Genomic DNA, 21,792 nt, shown 5'->3' with positions numbered 1-21,792 from the left:
ATGTTACCCAATGCTCACGATTGAGCTTGGATCAATTAATCTTTGCCATAATTTGCAAACGATCACTCGGGTATCGCGCCAGTCCGCAGCATTTACTTGCATGGATTGATTCGCAAGGGCTAAACGGTGGCTCTCGGCTCGTTCACTGAGATAAGCTTGAATCAATGCAGTCGCATCGTCACTGGATAAGCAACTGGCTTTTGCGGCGTCTTCAAGAATTCGTACATTGTCGGAATAATGGGCAAGATCTGGATGAGATCCGCTCCATGCCAACACAGCATACTGTGCCATAAATTCGATATCGACGATACCACCTGCGTCTTGTTTTAAATGAAAAATTCCATCTTTTTGTTGTTCTTTAGAAGAACCCAAATGGTCTTTCATTTTTTGACGCATCTTCAGCACTTCTGCGCGTACATTTTCTTCATCACGTGGCTGCGTCAAAATCCGACAGCGCAATGCTTCAAACTTATCACGCAAACTTGGCTCACCCGCAATCGAACGAGCACGTACCAATGCTTGATGCTCCCAGACCCATGCATTTTTCAACTGATACTGTTCAAAGGCTTTTAAACTGGTAACCAATACCCCTGCTTCACCCGATGGACGTAAGCGTGTATCGATTTCATAGACCCGACCATCGAGGGTCTGCGTGGTCATCAACGACATAAATTTCTGCGCAACACGCATTGCAAACTCGAATCCACTAATCGACTTCAGCCCATCGGTATCGGCTTGCTCATCCATATAATGAATAAAGACCAGATCTAAGTCCGAGCCATAGCCAAGCTCAATCCCACCAACTTTGCCATACCCCACCACAGCAAATGCCAAATGATCGATCGAACAGCGCTGTCCTTCAACATCGAGCGGATAACCATGTTTCTTCGCCGTCATTTGGTAAGCTAAATTTAAAGTTGTACTGACCGAAACTTCTGCAATATCGGTCAAAGCATCGGATACTTTCATCAACGGACTTTCAGCCAAGACATCACTAGCCGCAACTGCCAAAACATTGGATTTTTTAAATAGACGCAGCACACGCATCAAATCTTCAACGTCATCAAGCTCAATGCGAAGCAACTGTTGACGCAACGAATCTTCCAAATCTTGACGGCGCGGCAGCTCAAAGTCCATGGACAAAAATTCATCCAATAGCACTGGATAATGGGTCAATTCTTCACAAATCCATGGACTTACGGTTGCCATTTTCACCAAGCGCTGTAAAGCCCCTTTACTCTCAATCAACATGACCAAATATACGGTGCGCCGCATCACAGACTCGACCAAAGGCATGAGGCGAAGCAACGCAGCTTGCGGCTTATCTGACTGTAAAATCGCTTCAATCAAATGCGGCCAAAACATTTTTAAACGCTGCACCGCTTTTGCAGGCAGTTTTTTCAGCGCATGACCATTCCAAAATTCATGAATGAGGTTTTTTGCATTCGCATCCAACACATCATTTAAACGCGCTTCTAACTGACTAAAGCTTTCTACGAAAGGGTCATGTTCTTTTTCTTTAATTAAATGCTCAAATTGGTAAATAACTTTGGCACGCTTTTGGTTTAAGTACTCAATAAATGCATCCCAACTTACAAAACCCAAGGTGTCAATCATCCTTTGTCTGAGTTCTGGTTCTGTTGGCAAAGACTGGGTCTGTTGATCATTTAAGGCTTGAATGGCATGTTCTACACGGCGCAGCAATAAATAAGCATCTTCCAGCTCACTGACCGCCTGACCATCCAGCAAACCCACTTCACCCAAATGATGCAAGCTCACTAAACATTGACGGTCTTGTAATTCTAATTTTGCCCCACCATAAATTAGCTGAAAAACCTGCACAATAAATTCGACTTCACGAATACCGCCCGCACCCAGCTTAATATCATCTTCGATATTGCGGCGTAATACTTCACGCTCAATCATGGCTTTCATTTCGCGCATGGCTTCAAAAGCGGTATAATCGACATACTTACGAAACACGAAAGGACGAGTCATGTCCAACAACTCATCTCCCTCTTTGCCCCCTGCCACAATCCGCGCTTTAATCCACGCATAGCGCTCCCACTCGCGCCCATGTTGGCTTAAATACTTCTCCAGTGCCGCATGACTAATGGCCAATGCAGAACCATCGCCCCAAGGGCGCAAGCGCATATCCACACGGAAGACAAAACCATCAGCCGTGATATGGTCCAACAAGTAAATGAGCTTCTGCCCCCACAAAATGCAAAACTGTTGTACGTCGATGCATTTACGACCATCAGTTTCACCTTGCTCATCAAAAGCAAAAATCAAGTCGATATCACTGGAGAGATTCAGCTCTTGTGCACCGAGCTTCCCCATCGCAACCACAATTAAATCTTGAATTTTATGGTTATAACCCACAGGCTGACCATGTTTAGCCACCAATGGCGCTAAGGCAAACGCTTTTGCCACACAAATGGCTGCATCGGCAAAATCAGATAACTCCCGCGTTAGCGTCATCACATCGATCAGTTGATTGGCATCCTGCCAAATCCAGCGAAACATTAAACGCGCACGTAAAATTCGGATGGTGCGCATCCATGTGGTTTCATCACTGATCTCTTTTAAGGTGTTTTGAACGACATCGAAAATTTGTTCGGTGGTCAATGGCTGAGAAAATTGATCAATTGCATAATCTTGTTCAAGATAAACCTGATGTATAGATAGGACTTGTTCCGCATATTGACTTGCGCGCAATGTCTTTTGCAATTGCTCAGCATTCATGATCGACTCTTTCGCATTGTTTTGGTTATTTATAACAGCAGATCATGAGATTAGGCGAATTATTTTATAAGAAAAGTATGATTATTCACTAAATTCTTGCTGGGATGTCGCAAGTGACAATGCTTGATGTGCGCTGTTCGAACGTGGCAGGCTGACGATAAAAGTTGAACCGACGCCTTCTTTCGATGTGACTGAAATTTCACCTTTATTTAAGTCAACAAAACGCTTACACAACACCAGACCTAGACCCGTACCTTTCTCCCCCGCTGTCCCCTTAAAACTAACAGTTAGTTTCGGTTCAAACAACGATTCGATTTGCCCCAATGTCATACCTAGACCCGTATCTTGAATGTAGATATCGATAAAATCATCACGTTGTTTGGCATCAATCGTCACAACACCTTCGCCATGCATATGGGTAAATTTCAGCGCATTTGAGACCAAGTTTTGGATCACCGAGGTCACCATATTGATATCTGCAAAAATTTTTAAATCATCGGGTACACGGTCAATCAGTTGAATATTTTTATTGATGGCCAACGCATGCAACACATCAAAAACGATTTGAGAGGACTGCTTAAGCTTGTAATGGATGGGGTGATAAACAAAACGTCCACCTTCTGCCATCGCCCAATTCAGTAAACTCTCCAGCAAGCTATAAGTCGACTGTGCGGTATCATGCAAATAATCTGCAATGCTTTGCACACCAGACTCATCCAAACTTTTTCGCTCTTCAGCCAACACTTCTGAGAAACCAATTAAGCCATGAAAAGGGGCTCTTAAATCATGTGCAATAATTTGGAAAAATTTGGTTTTACTAACATTCATGGCCACCTGTTGTTCATACAACTCTTTGAGCTCCGCATTTTCCATGCGCAAATGCAGCAGATTAAGAAAACCAGAGGCCAGTTCATAGACATTTTCTACAGCATCCTGCGTAAAAGCGTCCAACTGTTCATCAAAGAAAATCACTTGCCCTACAGATTTATCCGATGCCTTTAAATCCAATGCGATGATCCGCTGATGTTTAAACCCTAAAGCACTCACCTGCTGAGAAAGATGATGATAATGGCGATGCAGGCTATCAATCGCAATCTCCCCTTCAAAATGAGTAGCAAAATTGGCTTCAGCAGGTAACCGAAAAGCATTGAATGCATGTTTGCTGGCATACCAACTATAAGGTTCATTGCTAAACGTTAAAATTGCGGCATGTGCACCTAAAATTTTTCGCGCAAATTTGAGAAAGCTCTTAATTTTATTGTCATTACTGTTCACGCCCAACAATAAAGATAAGTGACAAGCACTTAACTGTTCTGTATCAGACCCGATATCTAGCAATTGAATACCCATTTCTGCCTCATCTTTTGTGATTTTCGGCACAAACCTATTATTTACTTGTATTTATTAGCAAATTTTCAACATTAAAACAATATAAAAATACAACAATACAAGCGTGGCATTTAACAAAAAAATTAATTATTTCAGAATTTTATCTTGTGACTACTTTCTCTTTTTGAAAACTCGTTATTTATCAGAAGGATTAAAACAAAATTTTGAGTTCATCATATGAGGACATAATTAAGCAAACCCGCACCAAACATTCAATTGCTTTAAGCCATCTGTAATGTTTTATGGCGATTTGATTCAAATCTTAAATTTCAGGCAATAAAAAACCCAAGACTGAATATGCTTGGGTTTTTTAATATCTTGGTCCCGAGGGTCGGACTCGAACCGACACGTCATCTCTGACAGCGGATTTTGAGTCCGCCGCGTCTACCAATTTCACCACCTCGGGAAGGTGTTGATGCGTATATTAAACTTTTTGAAAAACTTGTCAACGCAAGTTGATAGTGATTGGCTATTTTTAAGTCACATTTGTTTTTTTAGCTTTATATTTGTGCAATTTCAGCGTTTTTCAACAAAACCGCATATACTAAGCGCAATTTTGACCTCCCTTATTTTGACGCTGCTTTCCCATCATGCAACTTTCTGATTTTAATTTCGACCTCCCCGATGAACTCATTGCCCGTTATCCTTTAGACACGCGTAGTGCTTCTCGACTGTTACACCTCGATGCTCAAGGTCAGCATCATGACTTTCAATTCACCGACATTTTAGATTTGCTCGATGCAGGTGATTTACTGGTCTTAAATGACACCAAAGTGATGAAAGCACGTCTCAAAGGCAAACGTGCCAGCGGCGGAGCTGTCGAAGTTCTGGTTGAACGCATGCAAGATGCATTTATTGCACACTGCCACATCAAAGCCAGCAACACACCCAAAGCCGGCGCTGAGCTCTTTATTGGCCCAGATGCCGTTAAAGTCACGGTGCTAGGTCGTCATGAAAATTTATTTATTGTGGAGTTTTCCCAGCCAATTTTAACGGTGCTGGATTTATACGGACAACTTCCGATCCCTCCCTACTTCAACCGTGAAGCTGAAGCCATTGATACCGAGCGTTATCAAACAGTATTTAATGATCCAACCAAGTTAGCCAGTGTCGCTGCACCTACCGCAAGCTTACACTTCGACCAAAAGCTGTTGGATCAACTTGAAGCCAAAGGTATTCAGAAAACCTTTGTCACTTTACACGTGGGTGCTGGTACCTTTCTGCCTGTACGTACCGATGATATTGCCAATCACATTATGCACAGTGAATGGTGTGATGTTCCAGAGCACGCGGTTGAGCTGATTCGCCAAACCAAAGCTCGTGGTAACAAGGTCATTTCTGTTGGAACAACTGCCACCCGTGCCGTAGAAAGTGCGGCTCAAGCGCATCAGGGTGAACTCAAAGCATGGACGGGAGATACTCAAATTTTTATCTATCCAGGTTATGAGTTCAAAGTGGTGGATCGTCTTATCACCAACTTCCATCTGCCTGAATCGACCCTCTTGATGTTAGTTTCAGCACTGTCAAATCGTGATAATATTTTGGCAGCTTATCAACATGCGGTAGCCAACCAGTATCGCTTCTTTAGTTATGGCGATGCCATGTTAGTCGACCAACTTCAACCCAAATAAGAACCTCACATGCCTATCGATACAATCAAACATTCCATTCATATTCGACGTAAAAAGAATAAAATTGTGTTTGATAATATCGATAGGCTTTGGGACATTGGTCGAGGAGCAGATTCGGCACAAGACATTCTTGACCGACTGCACCCTTGGAATGCCCCGATTACCCTGAAATTTGAAAATGTGCTGCCTATTCTACTTGGAATAGGCGGCATTTTTTTTATTGTGCCAGTGTTCTTTATAGGAGAGCATATTTGGACCTTATTCAGCTTTTTATTCGGCTTAGGCTGTCTGCTTTGGGCCTATTTAAGTTATGAGCAAGATGATCCGCTTGAAGAGGTCACTGACTATCTCGAAAAACAAATTATTCATAAAAAATATCAGCTCAATGAGTTTACCCCTCCGCAGCATATTGGCGTGGCCCTACAACCTGCTTTTTTTATTACCCATTTAAAGCAGCTGTTTCCAATTTTTAATCAAGGCACCATCAGCAACGATATTCCTTACTACGCCAGTACCACTTGGCAGGATGAAGCAGGACAACAACATCAGGTTTTGCTGTTTCAATACCACTTTGTCGATGAAATTCGCGTGCGTGATAAAGATGGCAATGAGTTAAAAGTTAAAGAAGTGCATAAAGACTTATGGGGATGTTTTGTCTTTGAGGTACCCACGCAAGGACTCGCGATTACCGCATACAATAAAAAATTTTATTATCCTTATAGTTTTCCATGGCATAGCAGTGATATTCAAATCAACCAAAAGCTCAAGTTTTTTGGTACTGACCAGATGCAGATGGCCAAACTCCTCTCCCCTGCATTTGTGCTGCGTACTGCCGATTTTTTCCGTTCTCGTGAAGGCGATTTACTTTTTCATCCTGAAAAAAATATCTTGTGCTATATCAGCCCACAAAACCTGTTTGAAATATCCAGCAAAGCAAAAAAAATCAATGACATTTCGACATTGCGTGGACACTTACGCACTTTTAAATTACCTTATCTAGAGCGCTTAGAATCTGATCTAACGCAATTTTTAAAATAATGACATTTTGCCGTTTGAGGACTGTATGGGGCTATTGATTTTCTTATTGATTATTATTGCAATCGTGTTTGGCGTGATCGTCATTCGCAATAATATTGTGCGACACCACAATGCAACCATTCGCGCATGGTCGGATGTAGCAACCTATGAGCGTCAGAAAATAAAAATTCTAGATGGCTTAGAACCTTTGGTCGAACAATACTCCAGCTTTGAAAAAGGTACCTTGGAAAAAGTTACTGAGCTCCGTCAGAACATTCTCAACCTGAACTTAAACAATACAGATGTCAATCAGTTGCAGCGTATCGAAGCATTAAACCAAGAGCTAATGCGTAGCCTCAATGTCGTGGTCGAAAACTACCCTGAACTTAAAGCCAATGATATTTATCTAAAAATGATGAATGAAATTGAAGAGCAAAACGAAAATGTCGGTGCTGCGATCAGCATTTTTAACCGCAATGTCGAACTGTTTAACAACCACATTCAAATCTTTCCGAACAACATTGTAAACACCATGACCGTCGGTAAAAAAGCTGTGCGTCCATTCCGTGACGCTGCTGCGCTGCAAAATTTTGATTACCGTCCAAATTTCAACTAAAAAGATCGCTTTAACACAAACAACACATCCAAGGCACTCAAAATGAGTGCCTTTTTCACCCCTACGTTCACAACCTCGTCCATGCGATCAACTCTTTTCATCCTAATCACGACTCACTCGCCACCATGACATAAACTCAAACCGCCCCCCCCCTTACAGCACGTCACCCTGCTCCGAAAAGCTTTGCGTTAAAAGTGTTACAACACTGGTGTTTATTTGCATAATCAAGGAAAATAGCCTCCTTTTAGCGGCGAACTGTTTTTTCGCTCTTGCACTGCAAGCAGAGCAGTGCTTTGCTCTTGTTCAGGATATTTTATGAAGTTTGAAAAATTAGGTCAGTCGGGTCGCGCCCGTCGTGGTCGTTTAACTTTAGAGCACGGTGTGGTTGAAACCCCTGTGTTCATGCCTGTCGGTACTTATGGTACGGTGAAAGGCATGCTCCCGCGTGATATTGAAGACATCAAAGCGCAAATTATTTTAGGTAACACCTTCCATCTTTACCTACGCCCTGGCCTTGAAGTGATTAAAGAGCATGGCGGTTTGCATAAATTCATGAAGTGGGATAAGCCCATTCTGACCGATTCAGGCGGTTTCCAAGTCTTCAGTTTGGGCGCGATGCGTAAAATTAAAGAAGATGGCGTAACGTTCCGCTCTCCAATTGACGGTTCTAAAGTATTTTTGTCTCCTGAAATCTCAATGGACATCCAACATACATTGAACTCAGATATCGTGATGATTTTTGACGAATGTACCCCTTATCCTGCAACGCATGAAGAAGCGCAAAAGTCGCTACAATTGTCATTGCGTTGGGCAAAGCGTTGTAAGACTCAGCATCATGATGTGCTTGAAAATAAAAATGCGCTATTCGGCATTATTCAAGGCGGTATGTATGAAGACTTACGTGATGAGTCTTTAAAAGGCTTACTTGAAGTGGGTTTTGACGGTTATGCCATTGGTGGTCTGTCCGTCGGTGAACCGAAAGAAGAAATGATCAAGGTGCTGGATTATCTTCCAGAAAAAATGCCAGCAGACAAACCGCGCTACTTGATGGGCGTGGGTAAACCTGAAGACATCGTGGAAGGCATCCGCCGTGGTGTCGATATGTTTGACTGTGTCATGCCTACACGTAATGCCCGAAATGGACATTATTTTGTGACCGACGGTTTAGTACGTATCCGTAACAGTAAATACCGTCATGATCAAAGTCCGCTTGATCCACACTGCGACTGTTATACCTGTACCAACTTTACTCGCGCGTACTTATTCCATTTGGAAAAATGTGGAGAGATGCTGGGTTCAATGCTAGGTACTATTCACAACTTACGTTACTACCAACGCTTCACTCAAGACATTCGTGATGCATTGGATAATGATCGCTTTGATGCCTTTGTTGAAGATTTTTATGCACGTCGTGGTTTAGAAGTTCCACCTTGCCCCCAAGATTAATTGTTGTGAGCATTTGCGCTTGGTAAAAAGACAAGGTAAATTGCAGAACAAGTCTATTTATGATCAATTCGTTGGTCACCGTTTTTTTAGTTTAGGAATTTGAAATGAGCCTTTTTATTTCTACAGCTCACGCAGCGGGTGAAGCTGCACAACAACCAAGTATGGTCGCAAACTTATTGATGATTGCTGTTTTTATTGCAATCTTCTATTTCTTAATTTGGCGCCCTCAAGCAAAACGTGCTAAAGAGCACCGCTCTTTGGTTGAAAGCCTTGGCGTAGGCAGCGAAGTAGTATTTGCTGGTGGCTTAATGGGTAAAATCACTAAACTCGAAGGTGACTTTGCAGTGGTTGAACTGAGCCGCGGTGTAGACGTAAAAATTCAACGCGCAAGTGTGATTTCAGTTCTTCCTGAAGGCACATTAAATAACCTTTAATCAAAAAAATTAGTCGTGCATCCGCACGACTTTTTTCATTTTAAGAAGAAAACAAATGCGTTACCCAGCATGGAAATATCTACTGATTCTCGTGGTTTTGACGATCAGTACATTATATGCCCTGCCTAGTTTGTATCCGGATGAGCCTGCGGTTCAAATTTCTGGTGCCAAAGCTGGTACCCAAATTGACCAAAGCATCGTACAAAAAGCAGAGCAGATTTTAAAATCTGAAAGTATTTCAAGCCATGACAACAGTTTTAGCAATAATGCTGCACTGTTACGTCTTGACTCTAGCGAAGCACAATTAAAAGCCAAAGAAGCGTTACGTCGTGGCCTTGGTGATGACTATGTTGTCGCGTTGAACTTGGCGCCAACCACGCCAGAGTGGCTACAAAAAATTGGTGCAAAACCAATGAAGCTCGGTCTGGACTTACGTGGTGGTGTTCACTTCTTATTAGAAGTGGATATGGATAAAGCGATTGCTCAACGCATGGAAACCTCTGCGACTGATTTACGTCGTCAGTTCCGTGACAACAAAATTAAATTTAACAGCCTTGCATTAAACAACAACACCATTACCGTTCAGTTCGCCAACAATGATGATCGTACTGCGGCTCAAGACTACTTACGTAGCAATGGTAATGAATTTAATCAGCAAGCGGTCGCAACTGCGACAGGTTCAACCTTACGTTTAACCTATACCGATGTTCGCCGCCAAGAAATTCAATCTTATGCCGTGAACCAAAACTTAACCACTTTACGTAACCGTATTAACGAGTTAGGTGTGGCAGAAGCCTTGGTACAAACACAAGGTAGTAACCGCATCGTGGTTGAGCTTCCAGGTGTTCAGGACACTGCTGAAGCAAAACGTGTCTTGGGTCGTACAGCAAACCTAGAGTTCCGTTTGGTCTCTGACCAAAATGACCAAGTGATTGACCCTTATACCGGCAAGAGCAATGGTCAACCGCTTCCACCAGGAACCGAACTTTTTGCATATCAGTCTTTAGACAGCGGACGTGAATTACTTTTAAACCGTAACCGTATTTTAACGGGTGAACGTGTTCAAAACGCATCAAGTGGCTTTAGCCAAGACACTGGCGGTGCTGAGGTAAACATTACCTTAGACACAGCAGGTGGTAAACTGATGGCGGATGCAACCCGTAATGCGGTGGGTAAGCGTATGGCTGTGTTGTTCATTGAAAATAAACAACGTATTAGCTATATCACCGATCCTGCGACTGGTGCGCAAACCGAAGTCCGTACACCTTATGCAGAGTCTGTCGTGATTAACGCTGCAACTATTCAAGCAGTCCTCGGCTCTCAATTCCGTATTACGGGTCTAGATTCACCTCAAGAAGCGTCTGAACTCGCACTAATGCTACGTGCGGGTGCACTTGCTGCGCCAATGTACTTTGTTGAAGAGCGTGTTGTTGGTCCAAGCCTCGGTCAAGAAAACATTGATAAAGGTGTGCTATCGACTCAAATCGGTTTCTTACTTGTCGCGATCTGGATGGTGGTGTTCTTCCGTCTCTTTGGCTTAATTGCTAACTTTGCCTTGGTCTTCAACTTAGCCATGATTCTAACGGTCATGTCTTGGATTGGTGCTTCCCTTACCCTCCCAGGTATTGCGGGTATCGTGATTACCATTGGTATGGCGGTCGATGCCAACGTCTTGATCTGTGAGCGAATACGTGAAGAAATAAAGTGGGGAGCATCGCCCAAACAAGCCATTGTGGCGGGTTATGACCGTGCTTATAACACCATTTTCGACTCAAACTTAACCACGTTCTTGGTTGCGTTTATCCTATTTGCTATCGGTACTGGCCCAATTAAAGGCTTCGCTGTGACCTTAATGATCGGTATTATCTGCTCTATGTTTACTGCTATTACAGTAACACGTGCGATTGTACAGCTCATTTATGGCAAAAAACGTAACTTGAAAAAGTTGAGCATATAAGGAGATCGATGATGACTGATGTGACTCAACAAGATTCAAAAAAATACGGCCGTCCAGATGATGAACGTGTGATTGATTTTATGAAGATTGCGCTGCCTGCAGCCATTCTTTCTATTGTCTTAACCATCGGCAGCCTATTCTTTATTTTCACCAAGGGTCTTAACTTAGGTTTGGACTTTACTGGTGGTATTTCTGCCGAATTGAACTATAGCAAACCAGTGAAATCAGCCGATGTATCTGCTGCACTAACCAAAGCTGGCTTTCATGACCCTGTGGTACAAACCATTGGTTCAGATCGTGATTTGATTGTGCGTATGCCTGTACAAGAGGACACAGCCGCAGAAGACTTAACCAAAACCATTACCCAAGCTGTACAGTTACCGGGTAACTCTGCTTCAGTTAACAAAGTTGATGTGGTGGGTGGACAAGTCGGGAATGAACTCTACATTCGCTCAGCGGGTGCTGTGGCTTTAGCGTTACTGCTAATGTTGGTCTACGTAACGGTTCGCTTTGAGTTCAAACTGGCGATGGGTGCGGTACTGTCTTTGTTCCATGACGTGGTGGTCACCATTGGTATTTTTGCCATGATGCAGTGGCCATTTGACTTAACTGTATTGGCTGCAATTCTGGCTCTGATTGGTTTCTCACTGAATGACAATATTGTCGTTTCGGATCGTATACGTGAAAACTTCCGTAAGATTCGTGGCGCTTCGCCTTTAGAGATCGTTAACATCGCTTTAACTGAGACCCTACGTCGTACCATTCACACCTCAATGACTTTATTGTTGGTGGTGATCTCGATGATGATCCTCGGTGGTGATGGCCTTAAATGGTTCTCTGTTGCGATGTTTGTGGGCGTCTTTGTGGGTACCTACTCTTCAATCTACATCGGTACAGCTTTTGCTTTATGGCGTGGCTTAAACCGTCAAGACTTCATTGTTCAAGTGAAGCCTGAGTTTGAAGAAGAAAATGAAATTCCATAAATGCACACCATAGTGTGAAAAAAGAAAGCCTCTCAATCGAGAGGCTTTTTTATGTCGGTGTGAAGATGTTGTATCAGCTCAATCTGAGGCAACGCATAGCCACGGCAGGACTGTTCTGCCCGCCAAGCCACGGTCAACATCACATCTCCCAACTCAAAATTTTGATAGGCAAAAATCCCAATCAGCGGATGACTACACATGCCGCCATTATGCGTTGGATGTGCTTGAGTGTTCAGTTCATTTAAGTTTAAACGAATGCCTAAACCTGATGCTTTAAGCACAGCTTCTTTGGTGGTCCAGACCTTAAACCAGTATGCTTTGTCCTGATCATACTGTTGCCACACGCGAAGTTCCTCTACGTGAAAAGCATGTTTAGCCAAAGCCTCAAAGCGGACTTTTCGGCTTAACTCCTCCACGTCCACGCCTAGATCCTGCATCCGCTCACTGGTAGCTAAAGCGTAGTAGTTTTGGCTGTGACTATGATTGAAATGAAAGGTAGGTTGATCAAGCAAATAAGGTTTACCTGTCTCACTCAGCGCAATGGAGTGATCATCCACAACCATCTGCCGTTGTTCGGATAAGCATTGATTGCGATATTGATAAATGGCTTGTTTTCGCTGTGCAATTTGCTCCACACGTGACAGGCTGTGATCGACCTGCACAATGTCCTCAATCTTTTTCAGCTCAACACGTATTGTCCTTGCCACTTTACCGTCCTATCATGGTTTCATGCATCATAAAATAAAAAAGCCCAAAGATCACTTTGGGCTTTTCAGCATCAAAAACTTAATGCCTGATTAGCGTTTGAATTTCTTCTCAGCTTTCTTAAATTTCTGAACATAACGACGCTTACGCGCTGCTGTACGTTCATCCACCTGTGACTTACGTCCTTCAAATGGGTTTTCAGAGGTTTTAAACTCAATACGTACTGGCGTACCTTCAAGTTTGTACACTTTACGGAATACGTTTTCTAAATAACGACGATAATCCGCAGGCGTTTTATCAACTTTGTTACCATGCACCACAATCGTAGGTGGATTTTGTCCGCCCATATGGGCATAACGCATTTTAATACGGCGACCACCGACCATTGGCGGCTGGTGCGCATCCGTAGCATCACTTAAAATTTGTGTGATTTTTGCAGGTGAAACTTTCAAATGTGACGAATCATAAGCACGGTGAATCGATGGATATAGATCCCCCACCCCCGTACCATGCAATGCAGAAATTAAATGTACTTTTGCCCAAGGAATAAAGTCAAAGCGACGATCGACATCCAATTTACATTGTTTGCGATCATACTCAGACATGTTGTCCCATTTATTAATCGCAATCACCATCGCTCGGCCCGCTTCAAGCGCATAACCAATCAAATGTAAATCTTGCTCAACCACACCTTCACGTGCATCAAGTACAACCACGATAACATGGGCATCTTTAATGGCCTGTAGCGTTTTCACAATTGAGAACTTCTCAATCATTTCATCGACTTTACCTTTACGACGCACACCTGCAGTATCGATTAAGGTGTACTGACGGCCATCACGTTCATACGGAATATAGATCGAGTCGCGGGTTGTCCCCGGTTGGTCAAATGCAACTACACGCTCTTCACCCAATAAACGGTTCACTAGCGTCGATTTACCGACGTTTGGACGACCAATAATCGCTAAACGTAAGCCTGTGTTCTTGTCGTGCTCATCTGCATCTTCATCTTCGGGCACACTTGAAAGCACGTCTTCAAGCATTTGCTGTACACCGCGACCATGGCTCGCAGCCACTTGCATAGGTTCGCCCATACCTAACTTGTAAAATTCAACAAGTGCAGCTTCGGCATGTACACCATCAACTTTATTCGCCACAAGGTAAACTTTCTTACCGAGTGTACGTAGCTCACGAGCAATTTGCTCATCCGATGCGAGCAGGCCTGCGCGTGCATCAACTACGAATACAATAATATCGGCTTCATTGATGGCAGTTTTAGACTGTTCTGCCATGTAAGAGTCGATACCACCTTCATTTTCGCCAATACCACCAGTATCAACCACAATGAAAGACTTATTTTGAAATACAGCATCACCATATTTACGGTCACGAGTCAGACCGGCAAAGTCAGCAACAAGCGCGTCTCGGCTTTTGGTGATCTGGTTAAATAGCGTTGATTTTCCGACGTTCGGACGACCAATGAGCGCAATTACGGGTTTCATAGATTAACCTTTATTCAAGATCAGCCAGTGAGACTGGTCTGAACATCAGAAACTGGAAGAAAATTAGGTGAAAAACCTGAATAAAAACTCGGGGTTTTGACTAAGCAAACACCCCGAGGAATTTAAAAAATACGAATTTCGACTAGTTTAACATAAGTCGAACAGAATTAACGATTCTGCCAAATGCTTAATGCACCCTTTCGTGTTGCAACATAGAGTTGATCATCAATCACACGTAAAGTACGAACTTCACCAGACGTCTTCGCACGACCGATCAACTCACCTGTCGCAGGGTTCAGCATGTGCAATACGCCATCTAGATCACCGACAATTAGGTCTTGGCCCAAGATCACTGGATTACTCAATTGGCGGTTCAGCAAGCTGTCATTTTCCCAAAGCTTTTGACCCGTGCTAATTTCATAAGCCACTAACTTGCCGTCAGTTTGCGCCACGAATACACCATTACCCACCACTTCAGGGCGCTGCGTACTACTCGAATCTTCACTCCACACCACTTGCTGTGAAGCCAAGTCTGTCATGGTCACTTGACCTTGATAGCTGGTCGTAATCAAGTACTGACCTGCCACTACAGGATCACCATCAACATCATTCAAACGTTGAATATCCGAACGACCATCCGACACAGCTACACGGCGCTGCATACGTGGCACGCCAGTGAGCACATCTAAAGCATAAACATAGGCATTAGCTGAAGAAATGAGCACTGTACGCGCATCAACAGGAACAGGCGCTGCATTACCACGTAAGCTAAGTTGTACATTTGGTAAGTTATAGGTCCACACTTGCTGACCTGTTGCCAAATCATGCGCAAAAACAGTGCCATCATTACTGACAGAAATAACACGACCCGCTTGAATCAACGATGGCGCAAGAAGTGCACCTGTTAATTGTGCAGTCCATTTTTGCTCACCAGTTGCCTGATCTAAAGCAAACAATTGACCTTTGGCGTTGCCTACAATGACATGACCATCGGCAGCTTCAACGCCTGAACTCAAACCGGCTTTAGATACTTCTTTCTGCCATAGTTTTTGTTTACCTTGATATGCCGTCACTAGACCTTTAGGGTCAAGTGCAAAAACTACACCGTTGTCTGCATCTAAGCGTAAACGTAAAGGATCAGCAGTCGAAGTTGAAGACACACTTTGAGAAAATACAGGAGTCAGGGTTTTCGCCTGCGTCAGTTTTGGAAGTGGATTCGGCTTAACTTCTTCTACTTTTCCGCTACTTGCACAACCCGCAAGTGCTAAAGTTAATACGGTTAATGCGCACGAAATTTTGTATTTTCTATTCATTCAGTTTCTTCCGCTGCTGTTTCTATAAGTGGACGTTCGATTTCAGGATCATCAACTAAAATACCAACACTTTCGAGTTTAATTTGTAAAATTTGGCGTTCTTGTTTACGTTTAACCAATTGATCCCATGCACTTTGGTAGGCTTTTTTCGCATTTTCGATGTCGTTTTTAGCCACATAGACATCGCCCAAAGCTTCATCGGCTGTCGCTTTAAAAGCAGGATCTTTTACCAATGCGAGGTTTTTAATCGCATCATCAAACTTCTTTTGAGCCAATTGTGCATACGCTAAACGCAATTTCACAATTTGCACTAAGCCGTCGTCATCCACTTTCGAGTTTTCAACTTTCTTCAACGCTTTTTCAGCACTAGCATAATCCGCTTTGTCATAAGCCAATTTTGCCATCAACAATTGCGTTTGAATGGCCTGCGCCGAATCTGGTGCTTCTTTCACAATTTTGTCCGCAGTTGCAGACAAGGCTGTAAATGCATCGCCTTGCGTTGCACGTGCTTCATCCATCAATTGCTGAACTTTAGCCGTGTTCATTTGGTTCTCGGCCAAAGTTTTCTTCTGCCAGTATTGCCATCCAAAAAAGGCAATCAGCGCAATTAAAATCCCACTAATAATGGCTGAACCATATTTCTTAGTGAAAGACTTTAAACTATCAAGTTGTTCTTCATCACTTAATGCGCTCATGTGACTACCCTTTCCTTATATTTTGGCTTATTTTGAAGAAAATTTTTCAATCATAAATGGCACGATGTCATCCACCGCAACCAAAGTTTGTTCAGCTGTTGCCAACTCTTTTACGGCAAACTGTGCAGCTTCCACCTCGCGCTCACCCAAAATGAGGGCAAACAGTGCGCCAGACTGATCCGCTTTTTTCATTTGCGACTTCATTGAACCATGTGAACCAACTTTCAAACGAAGCGTGCTTGATGCAGCATCTAACTGGTTACGAATTTGTTCTGCAAGCACCAAAGCTTTGCCTTGAGAAGCGGGATCTGCCAATAAAAACATTTCGCAGTCACGTATAGGTGTAGCGTCTTCGACTTGCTCAAGCAATAACAACAGACGCTCCATGCCCATCGCAAAACCAACTGCAGGTACAGACTGATCCGCCTTGCCTTTAAGCTGACCCACTAAGCCATCGTAACGACCGCCCGCACAGACTGTGCCTTGTGAACCCAAATGCGTGGTGGTCCATTCAAATACAGTTTTATTGTAATAATCTAAGCCACGCACCAGTTTTTGGTTAATCACGAAGCTCACACCTGCATCGGTTAAATACTGCTGCAAAGTGGCAAAGTGCTGTAGTGTCTCCTCTCCCATAAAGTCATGCAACTTCGGCGCATTTTCTAAAATGGCTTGAGTTTTGGCATCTTTAGAGTCAAGAATACGTAGTGGGTTGGTGGTTAAACGACGCTGTGAATCTTCATCCAAATCATTTTTATGTGATTCTAAGAACTCCACCAATGCCGCACGATAAGCTGCACGCTCATCAGACTCACCCAAAGTATTCAACTCAAGTTGAACTTTATCTGCCACACCCATGCGTTTCCACAGACGTGCCGTCATCAAAATCAGCTCAGCATCCATATCTGGGGTTGCAACACCAAAGGTTTCCACGCCGAACTGGTGGAACTGACGGTAACGACCCTTTTGCGGCTTTTCATAACGGAACATCGGCCCGATATACCAAACACGAGGCGTCGCACCGCGAAGCAAGTTATGCTCAAGCATGGCACGTACACAGCCTGCCGTTCCTTCAGGACGCAAAGTCAAAGACTCAGGCGGATTACCTTTGTCCAAGAAGGTATACATTTCTTTTTCAACGATATCCGTTGCATCACCAATTGAACGTTTGAACAAATTGGTTTGTTCAACAATAGGCAAACGAATTTGTTGGTAGCCATACGCATCCATCAATGATGCGAGATGCTGTTCAAGACGTCTCCACGCTGGTGTTTGCGTAGGAAGAATGTCATTAAAACCTTTGATTGCGACAATTGAACTCATGATGAACTACGGATGATCTCTTTAGATTTAGCTTCTTCAAGCTCTGAAACACGCTGACGAACCATCGTTTCGATTTCGTCAACCAACTGATTTGTGTCAATTAAATGGCTCTTTTCACCATTACGATACACCAGTGAACGTGGACTTGCACCAACTACACCAATATCGGCTTCTTTGGCTTCACCCGGACCGTTCACTTTACACCCAATCACCGATACATCCATTGGGGTACGAATATCCTCTAAACGCTCTTCTAAGGCTTGCATCACTGAAATCACGTTAAACTCTTGACGTGAACAGCTTGGACAAGCAATGAAGTTAATGCCATTTGAGCGAAGACTGAGTGATTTTAAAATATCAAAACCAATCTTAATCTCTTCTTCAGGTTCCGCTGCCAAGGAAATACGCATGGTGTCACCAATGCCATCCAACAACAAGCCGCCCAATGCAATCGCAGACTTCACTGAACCTGTACGGTAAATCCCAGCTTCCGTTACACCCAGGTGTAACGGATTATCAATTTGCTGTGACAGTAGACGGTAAGCATCCATGGTTAAAAACACATTGGATGCTTTCACTGAGACTTTGAATTCATGGAAATCTAAACGATCTAGAATATCAATATGACGCATCGCCGACTCAAGCAAAGCCTGACCTGTTGGCTCACCATATTTCTTTTGAATATCTTTTTCCAGTGAACCTGCATTCACTCCAATACGCATAGAAATATCGTTATGGCGCGCTGCGGCCACCACTTCGCGAATTTTTGCTTCAGAGCCAATATTTCCGGGGTTAATCCTTAAACAGTCCGCACCCAAGTCTGCAACACGCAGTGCAATCTTGTAATCAAAATGAATATCTGCAACCAATGGCACCGATGAACGCTTACGAATTTCACCAAAAGCCTCTGCAGCTTCCATCGTCGGTACAGAAACACGCATGATGTCCGCACCTACATCTGCACAGCGCTGAATTTGCGCTAGCGTTGCTTCCACATCACAAGTTTCAGTATTGGTCATACTTTGAATGCTGATGGGCGCATCGCCACCGACATAGACTGAACCTACACGAATCTTACGAGTAGGCTTGCGTTTAATTGGATTTACAATCATTGCTTTTCCTTGATCCCATTAACGTGACAAGCGGAAATCTGCTTTTCCACCGACGGTATATGGTGACAATGAAATACTTTCATTATTTAAGCTGAGTGACACAGCAGCGGCATCATCGATACGAATTTGAAAAGGTGTCTCACCCGCAAGCTCAAGTGTAGAGGCTTGACGCCCTGTTGCCAGTACTTTCCCCGTTGAATCAACAATATGTACAGAAGTAGGACGATTGAACTCAAGTTTCAACTGATCCCCTGTGGTTGCAGCAGCCCCATTCATATTGATGATTTGTACATCAGATTCCGTCTGCGGAGTCGCAGCCTCATCTGTACTGCCTGACCAATTCTGAATCATACCGAACAACGCTGCCAAAATCGCAATTACAACAATTGCAATCAGCCCACGTTTCAACCATTTACGGTTACGGTCACGGTTAGAACCGGGTAATTTACCCATGATTTTAATCGGTGAATTATTCAATGCGTGATTTGGCAATAGCCCCGTATCATTGGCATAGATGTCATCAAAACGCTGAATAATCGTAGTAGCATCCACTTTTAGGAACTTCGCATAAGTACGATAGTAACCCTTAATGAAGGTTGCTTCTGGAAGCGCTGTATATTCGTCCTGCTCAAGCGCAGTTAAGGTCTTGAGTGGAATATTCAACTCTTTGGCAACGTCGCTTAATTCACGTTTTTGTGTAATACGAATTTGACGAAGATAATCACCCGGACGTTGGATATTTCCTAAAGCATTGCTAGAACCATTCGATTGTGGTGAATTAGGATTTACTTCCATACGGCCTCAGTAGTGTACTGTAATTGCAAATAACGTTTGTATTCTTGACTGTCTGGATACAATGCACGTAACTGGTTGACCAGTACTTGCGAACCCATCGTGTCATGATTTGCTCGCGCAATTCGGATCCCAATCCAAAGCGCACGTGCATCTAAGTTTTTCTCGCCAACCGCTCGCACAAACTGTTCATAGTACTGCGTAGCTTCAGCATTTTGCTGACGTAAATATGAAATTTCCGCCATTTCGATCATGGCAAGATAGGCACCTGAGTTTACCTGTAGGGCTTGTTTAAAAGCTGCTTCTGCTTCCGCCACTCGACCTACTTGTAGATACGCACGACCTAAATTTTCCAATGCTCGATAACGTTGATCATACCCTAAAGTTGAACCTGCAACTTGAAGTTGATCAATCGCGTCATTATAACGCCCAATTTGATATAAATACGTACCGTAGTTGTTACGAGCCTGTGCATTTTTTGGCTCAGCCGCAATTGCATGCTTAAAATAACGCTCTGCCTTTTCCACATTTTGTGGACTGCCTTCACGCTGTAACAATACGCCCATCATCATATTTGCAGATGCATCACGAGAGTCGATGTCTAATGCTTGATCCAATGTACGTTTCGCAGCATCGTAATCATTCGACTTAATATATTCAGCCGCCAACTGCGTTCTAACTTGTACTGCTTTACTTGGATCACCTTTCGTATTCACGGTTTGGCAACCCACCAAGTACCACACTGACACACCCAGTGTCAGCGCAAGGCAAAGTTTAGAAACGGGTTTTTTCAATTGGCATCCCCTTATATTATCCTTGTGAACGTAGAATCTCGTTTTTCTCTGCTACTTTCTTTTTCCACTGCTCAGCACGACGTGTTCGATCGGCCACTTGACCGACCAATTGTCCGCAGGCAGCATCAATGTCATCGCCACGCGTTTGACGAATCGTACACACAAATCCAGCGTCAGACAAAGTTTTTTGGAAAGAAATAATGCGGTTGCGACTTGAACGACCATAAGGCGCATGTGGAAATGGATTAAACGGAATTAAATTAATTTTACTTGGTAAGTTCTTCAACAGTTTAATCATCTGCTGCGCATGCTCAGGATGATCATTCACCCCATCCAACATCACATATTCAATTGTGACATGCTTACGCGCACTTTCATTACCGTCTTTAGCGATATAACGCTGACATGCTGCAATCAATTGTGCCAATGGATATTTTTTATTGATTGGAACCAATTCATTCCGTAGTTCGTCATTTGGCGCGTGTAGGGAGATTGCCAATGCAACATCAATATCTTGTGCCAATTGATCAATTTTCGGCACTACACCTGAAGTTGACAAGGTCACACGGCGCTTAGACATACCATAAGCAAAATCATCTAGCATAATACGCATTGAGCTCAATACGGCATCATAGTTCAGTAATGGCTCGCCCATCCCCATCATTACGACGTTGGTCACCGAGCGCTCACGCTCAGCTACAGGCACATCTTCCATATAAGAATAGTTTGCGACCCATAACTGACCAATAATTTCATCTGGGTTTAAGTCGCGCTGAAAGCCTTGTTTACCGGTTGAACAGAATGAACAATCCAGTGCACAGCCCACTTGAGATGAAATACATAAAGTACGGCGCAAACCACTGCGATGCTCAGCAGGAATCAATACGGTTTCAACCAAAGAGCCTTCGCCCTCACCGACACGAAAGACCCACTTACGCGTACCATCTTTAGAATAGTTTTTATGCACCACTTCTGGCGCTTTAATTTCACAAAGTTTTTCAAGTTTTTCACGCAATTTACCTGAGATATTGGTCATCTCAGCAAAATCAGTCACAAAAAACTGATGAATCCATTTCATCACCTGTCCTGCGCGAAACTTTTTTTCTCCCATATCTTCGAAGAATTTTTCAAGCTGCAGACGTGACATGCCAAGTAAGTTCACTTTCGCAACAGAATTTTGCTGTGCAGGAGCGGATGGAGATTGTTGCTGTTCAGCCGAAACTGTAGAGACAGCGACCACTTCAGTACTCATGTGTATTACCTAAACCATGTCTAACGATGAAAGGAGAAGCTCAATAAACGAGCAGAAATTTATTCAGGGAATAAAAAAACCAG

The 21,792-nt window shown here is 43.4% G+C and carries 18 protein-coding genes and 1 tRNA gene; 7 read left to right on the top strand and 12 right to left on the bottom strand.

Annotated features, from left to right (window positions below; genetic code table 11):
- Positions 1–3 precede the first annotated feature (3 nt).
- From glnE to F946_RS13860, 3 genes are all read right to left on the bottom strand, one after another.
- Positions 4–2,748 (bottom strand): bifunctional [glutamate--ammonia ligase]-adenylyl-L-tyrosine phosphorylase/[glutamate--ammonia-ligase] adenylyltransferase, encoded by a 2,745-nt coding sequence (gene glnE, locus F946_RS13870; protein WP_004983543.1) that lies wholly within the window; start codon positions 2,746–2,748, stop codon positions 4–6.
- Positions 2,749–2,829: 81 nt separating this feature from the next.
- Positions 2,830–4,098, bottom strand: coding sequence for a sensor histidine kinase (locus F946_RS13865; protein WP_004983540.1), 1,269 nt, complete (start codon positions 4,096–4,098; stop codon positions 2,830–2,832).
- A gap of 358 nt (positions 4,099–4,456) precedes the next feature.
- Positions 4,457–4,543: transfer RNA gene (locus tag F946_RS13860), tRNA-Leu, on the bottom strand.
- 184 nt (positions 4,544–4,727) lie between these two features.
- Between F946_RS13860 and queA the strand changes: the two genes are divergently transcribed.
- From queA to secF, 7 genes are all read left to right on the top strand, one after another.
- Positions 4,728–5,768: a tRNA preQ1(34) S-adenosylmethionine ribosyltransferase-isomerase QueA gene (gene queA, locus F946_RS13855; protein WP_004983539.1), complete on the top strand. Its 1,041-nt coding sequence runs from the start codon at positions 4,728–4,730 to the stop codon at positions 5,766–5,768.
- Positions 5,769–5,777: 9 nt separating this feature from the next.
- Complete coding sequence (locus F946_RS13850; protein WP_004983536.1) at positions 5,778–6,806, top strand: hypothetical protein; 1,029 nt, start codon at positions 5,778–5,780, stop codon at positions 6,804–6,806.
- Between the two features lie 25 nt (positions 6,807–6,831).
- Positions 6,832–7,401, top strand: a complete 570-nt coding sequence (locus F946_RS13845) for a LemA family protein (protein ID WP_004983531.1) — start codon at positions 6,832–6,834, stop codon at positions 7,399–7,401.
- A gap of 315 nt (positions 7,402–7,716) precedes the next feature.
- Positions 7,717–8,847, top strand: a complete 1,131-nt coding sequence (gene tgt, locus F946_RS13840; protein ID WP_004697695.1) for a tRNA guanosine(34) transglycosylase Tgt — start codon at positions 7,717–7,719, stop codon at positions 8,845–8,847.
- Positions 8,848–8,951: 104 nt separating this feature from the next.
- Positions 8,952–9,281, top strand: coding sequence for a preprotein translocase subunit YajC (yajC, locus tag F946_RS13835; RefSeq protein ID WP_004697692.1), 330 nt, complete (start codon positions 8,952–8,954; stop codon positions 9,279–9,281).
- A gap of 55 nt (positions 9,282–9,336) precedes the next feature.
- Positions 9,337–11,238, top strand: a complete 1,902-nt coding sequence (gene secD / locus F946_RS13830) for a protein translocase subunit SecD (protein WP_004983529.1) — start codon at positions 9,337–9,339, stop codon at positions 11,236–11,238.
- Positions 11,239–11,246: 8 nt separating this feature from the next.
- Positions 11,247–12,221 carry a protein translocase subunit SecF gene (gene secF, locus F946_RS13825; RefSeq protein ID WP_171065426.1) on the top strand — a complete coding sequence of 325 codons (975 nt, stop codon included), beginning with the start codon at positions 11,247–11,249 and terminating at the stop codon, positions 12,219–12,221.
- Positions 12,222–12,253: 32 nt separating this feature from the next.
- On the opposite strand, the gene F946_RS13820 is transcribed toward secF, so the two are convergent.
- The 9 genes from F946_RS13820 to rlmN all read right to left on the bottom strand — a co-directional run bounded on the left by F946_RS13820 (position 12,254) and on the right by rlmN (position 21,709).
- Positions 12,254–12,928 (bottom strand): 4'-phosphopantetheinyl transferase family protein, encoded by a 675-nt coding sequence (locus F946_RS13820; protein ID WP_004983522.1) that lies wholly within the window; start codon positions 12,926–12,928, stop codon positions 12,254–12,256.
- 90 nt (positions 12,929–13,018) lie between these two features.
- A complete protein-coding gene (der, locus tag F946_RS13815) occupies positions 13,019–14,428 on the bottom strand; it encodes a ribosome biogenesis GTPase Der (protein ID WP_004697684.1) in 1,410 nt (469 codons plus the stop codon).
- Positions 14,429–14,595: 167 nt separating this feature from the next.
- Positions 14,596–15,741 (bottom strand): outer membrane protein assembly factor BamB, encoded by a 1,146-nt coding sequence (gene bamB / locus F946_RS13810; RefSeq protein ID WP_004983521.1) that lies wholly within the window; start codon positions 15,739–15,741, stop codon positions 14,596–14,598.
- Positions 15,738–16,436: a YfgM family protein gene (locus F946_RS13805; protein WP_004983519.1), complete on the bottom strand. Its 699-nt coding sequence runs from the start codon at positions 16,434–16,436 to the stop codon at positions 15,738–15,740. Before F946_RS13805 ends, bamB begins: the two co-directional genes overlap by 4 nt.
- A 27-nt stretch (positions 16,437–16,463) precedes the next feature.
- Entirely contained in the window at positions 16,464–17,759 is a 1,296-nt protein-coding gene (gene hisS, locus F946_RS13800) for a histidine--tRNA ligase (RefSeq protein ID WP_004983518.1), read from the bottom strand.
- Complete coding sequence (gene ispG / locus F946_RS13795; protein WP_004697677.1) at positions 17,756–18,871, bottom strand: flavodoxin-dependent (E)-4-hydroxy-3-methylbut-2-enyl-diphosphate synthase; 1,116 nt, start codon at positions 18,869–18,871, stop codon at positions 17,756–17,758. The genes hisS and ispG overlap by 4 nt, the downstream gene beginning before the upstream one ends.
- Positions 18,872–18,889: 18 nt before the next feature.
- Positions 18,890–19,666 carry a helix-turn-helix domain-containing protein gene (locus F946_RS13790; protein WP_004697676.1) on the bottom strand — a complete coding sequence of 259 codons (777 nt, stop codon included), beginning with the start codon at positions 19,664–19,666 and terminating at the stop codon, positions 18,890–18,892.
- Positions 19,657–20,457 (bottom strand): type IV pilus biogenesis/stability protein PilW, encoded by an 801-nt coding sequence (gene pilW / locus F946_RS13785; protein WP_004983514.1) that lies wholly within the window; start codon positions 20,455–20,457, stop codon positions 19,657–19,659. The genes F946_RS13790 and pilW overlap by 10 nt, the downstream gene beginning before the upstream one ends.
- A 16-nt stretch (positions 20,458–20,473) precedes the next feature.
- Positions 20,474–21,709: a dual-specificity RNA methyltransferase RlmN gene (rlmN, locus tag F946_RS13780; protein WP_004983510.1), complete on the bottom strand. Its 1,236-nt coding sequence runs from the start codon at positions 21,707–21,709 to the stop codon at positions 20,474–20,476.
- Positions 21,710–21,792: the final 83 nt, after the last annotated feature.

Origin of the sequence: Acinetobacter johnsonii ANC 3681 (assembly GCF_000368805.1) — a bacterium.
GTDB classification, from domain to species: domain Bacteria; phylum Pseudomonadota; class Gammaproteobacteria; order Pseudomonadales; family Moraxellaceae; genus Acinetobacter; species Acinetobacter johnsonii.
The sequence above is the reverse complement of the archived record's forward strand: the minus strand, read 5'-3'. Positions and strand labels throughout refer to the sequence as shown.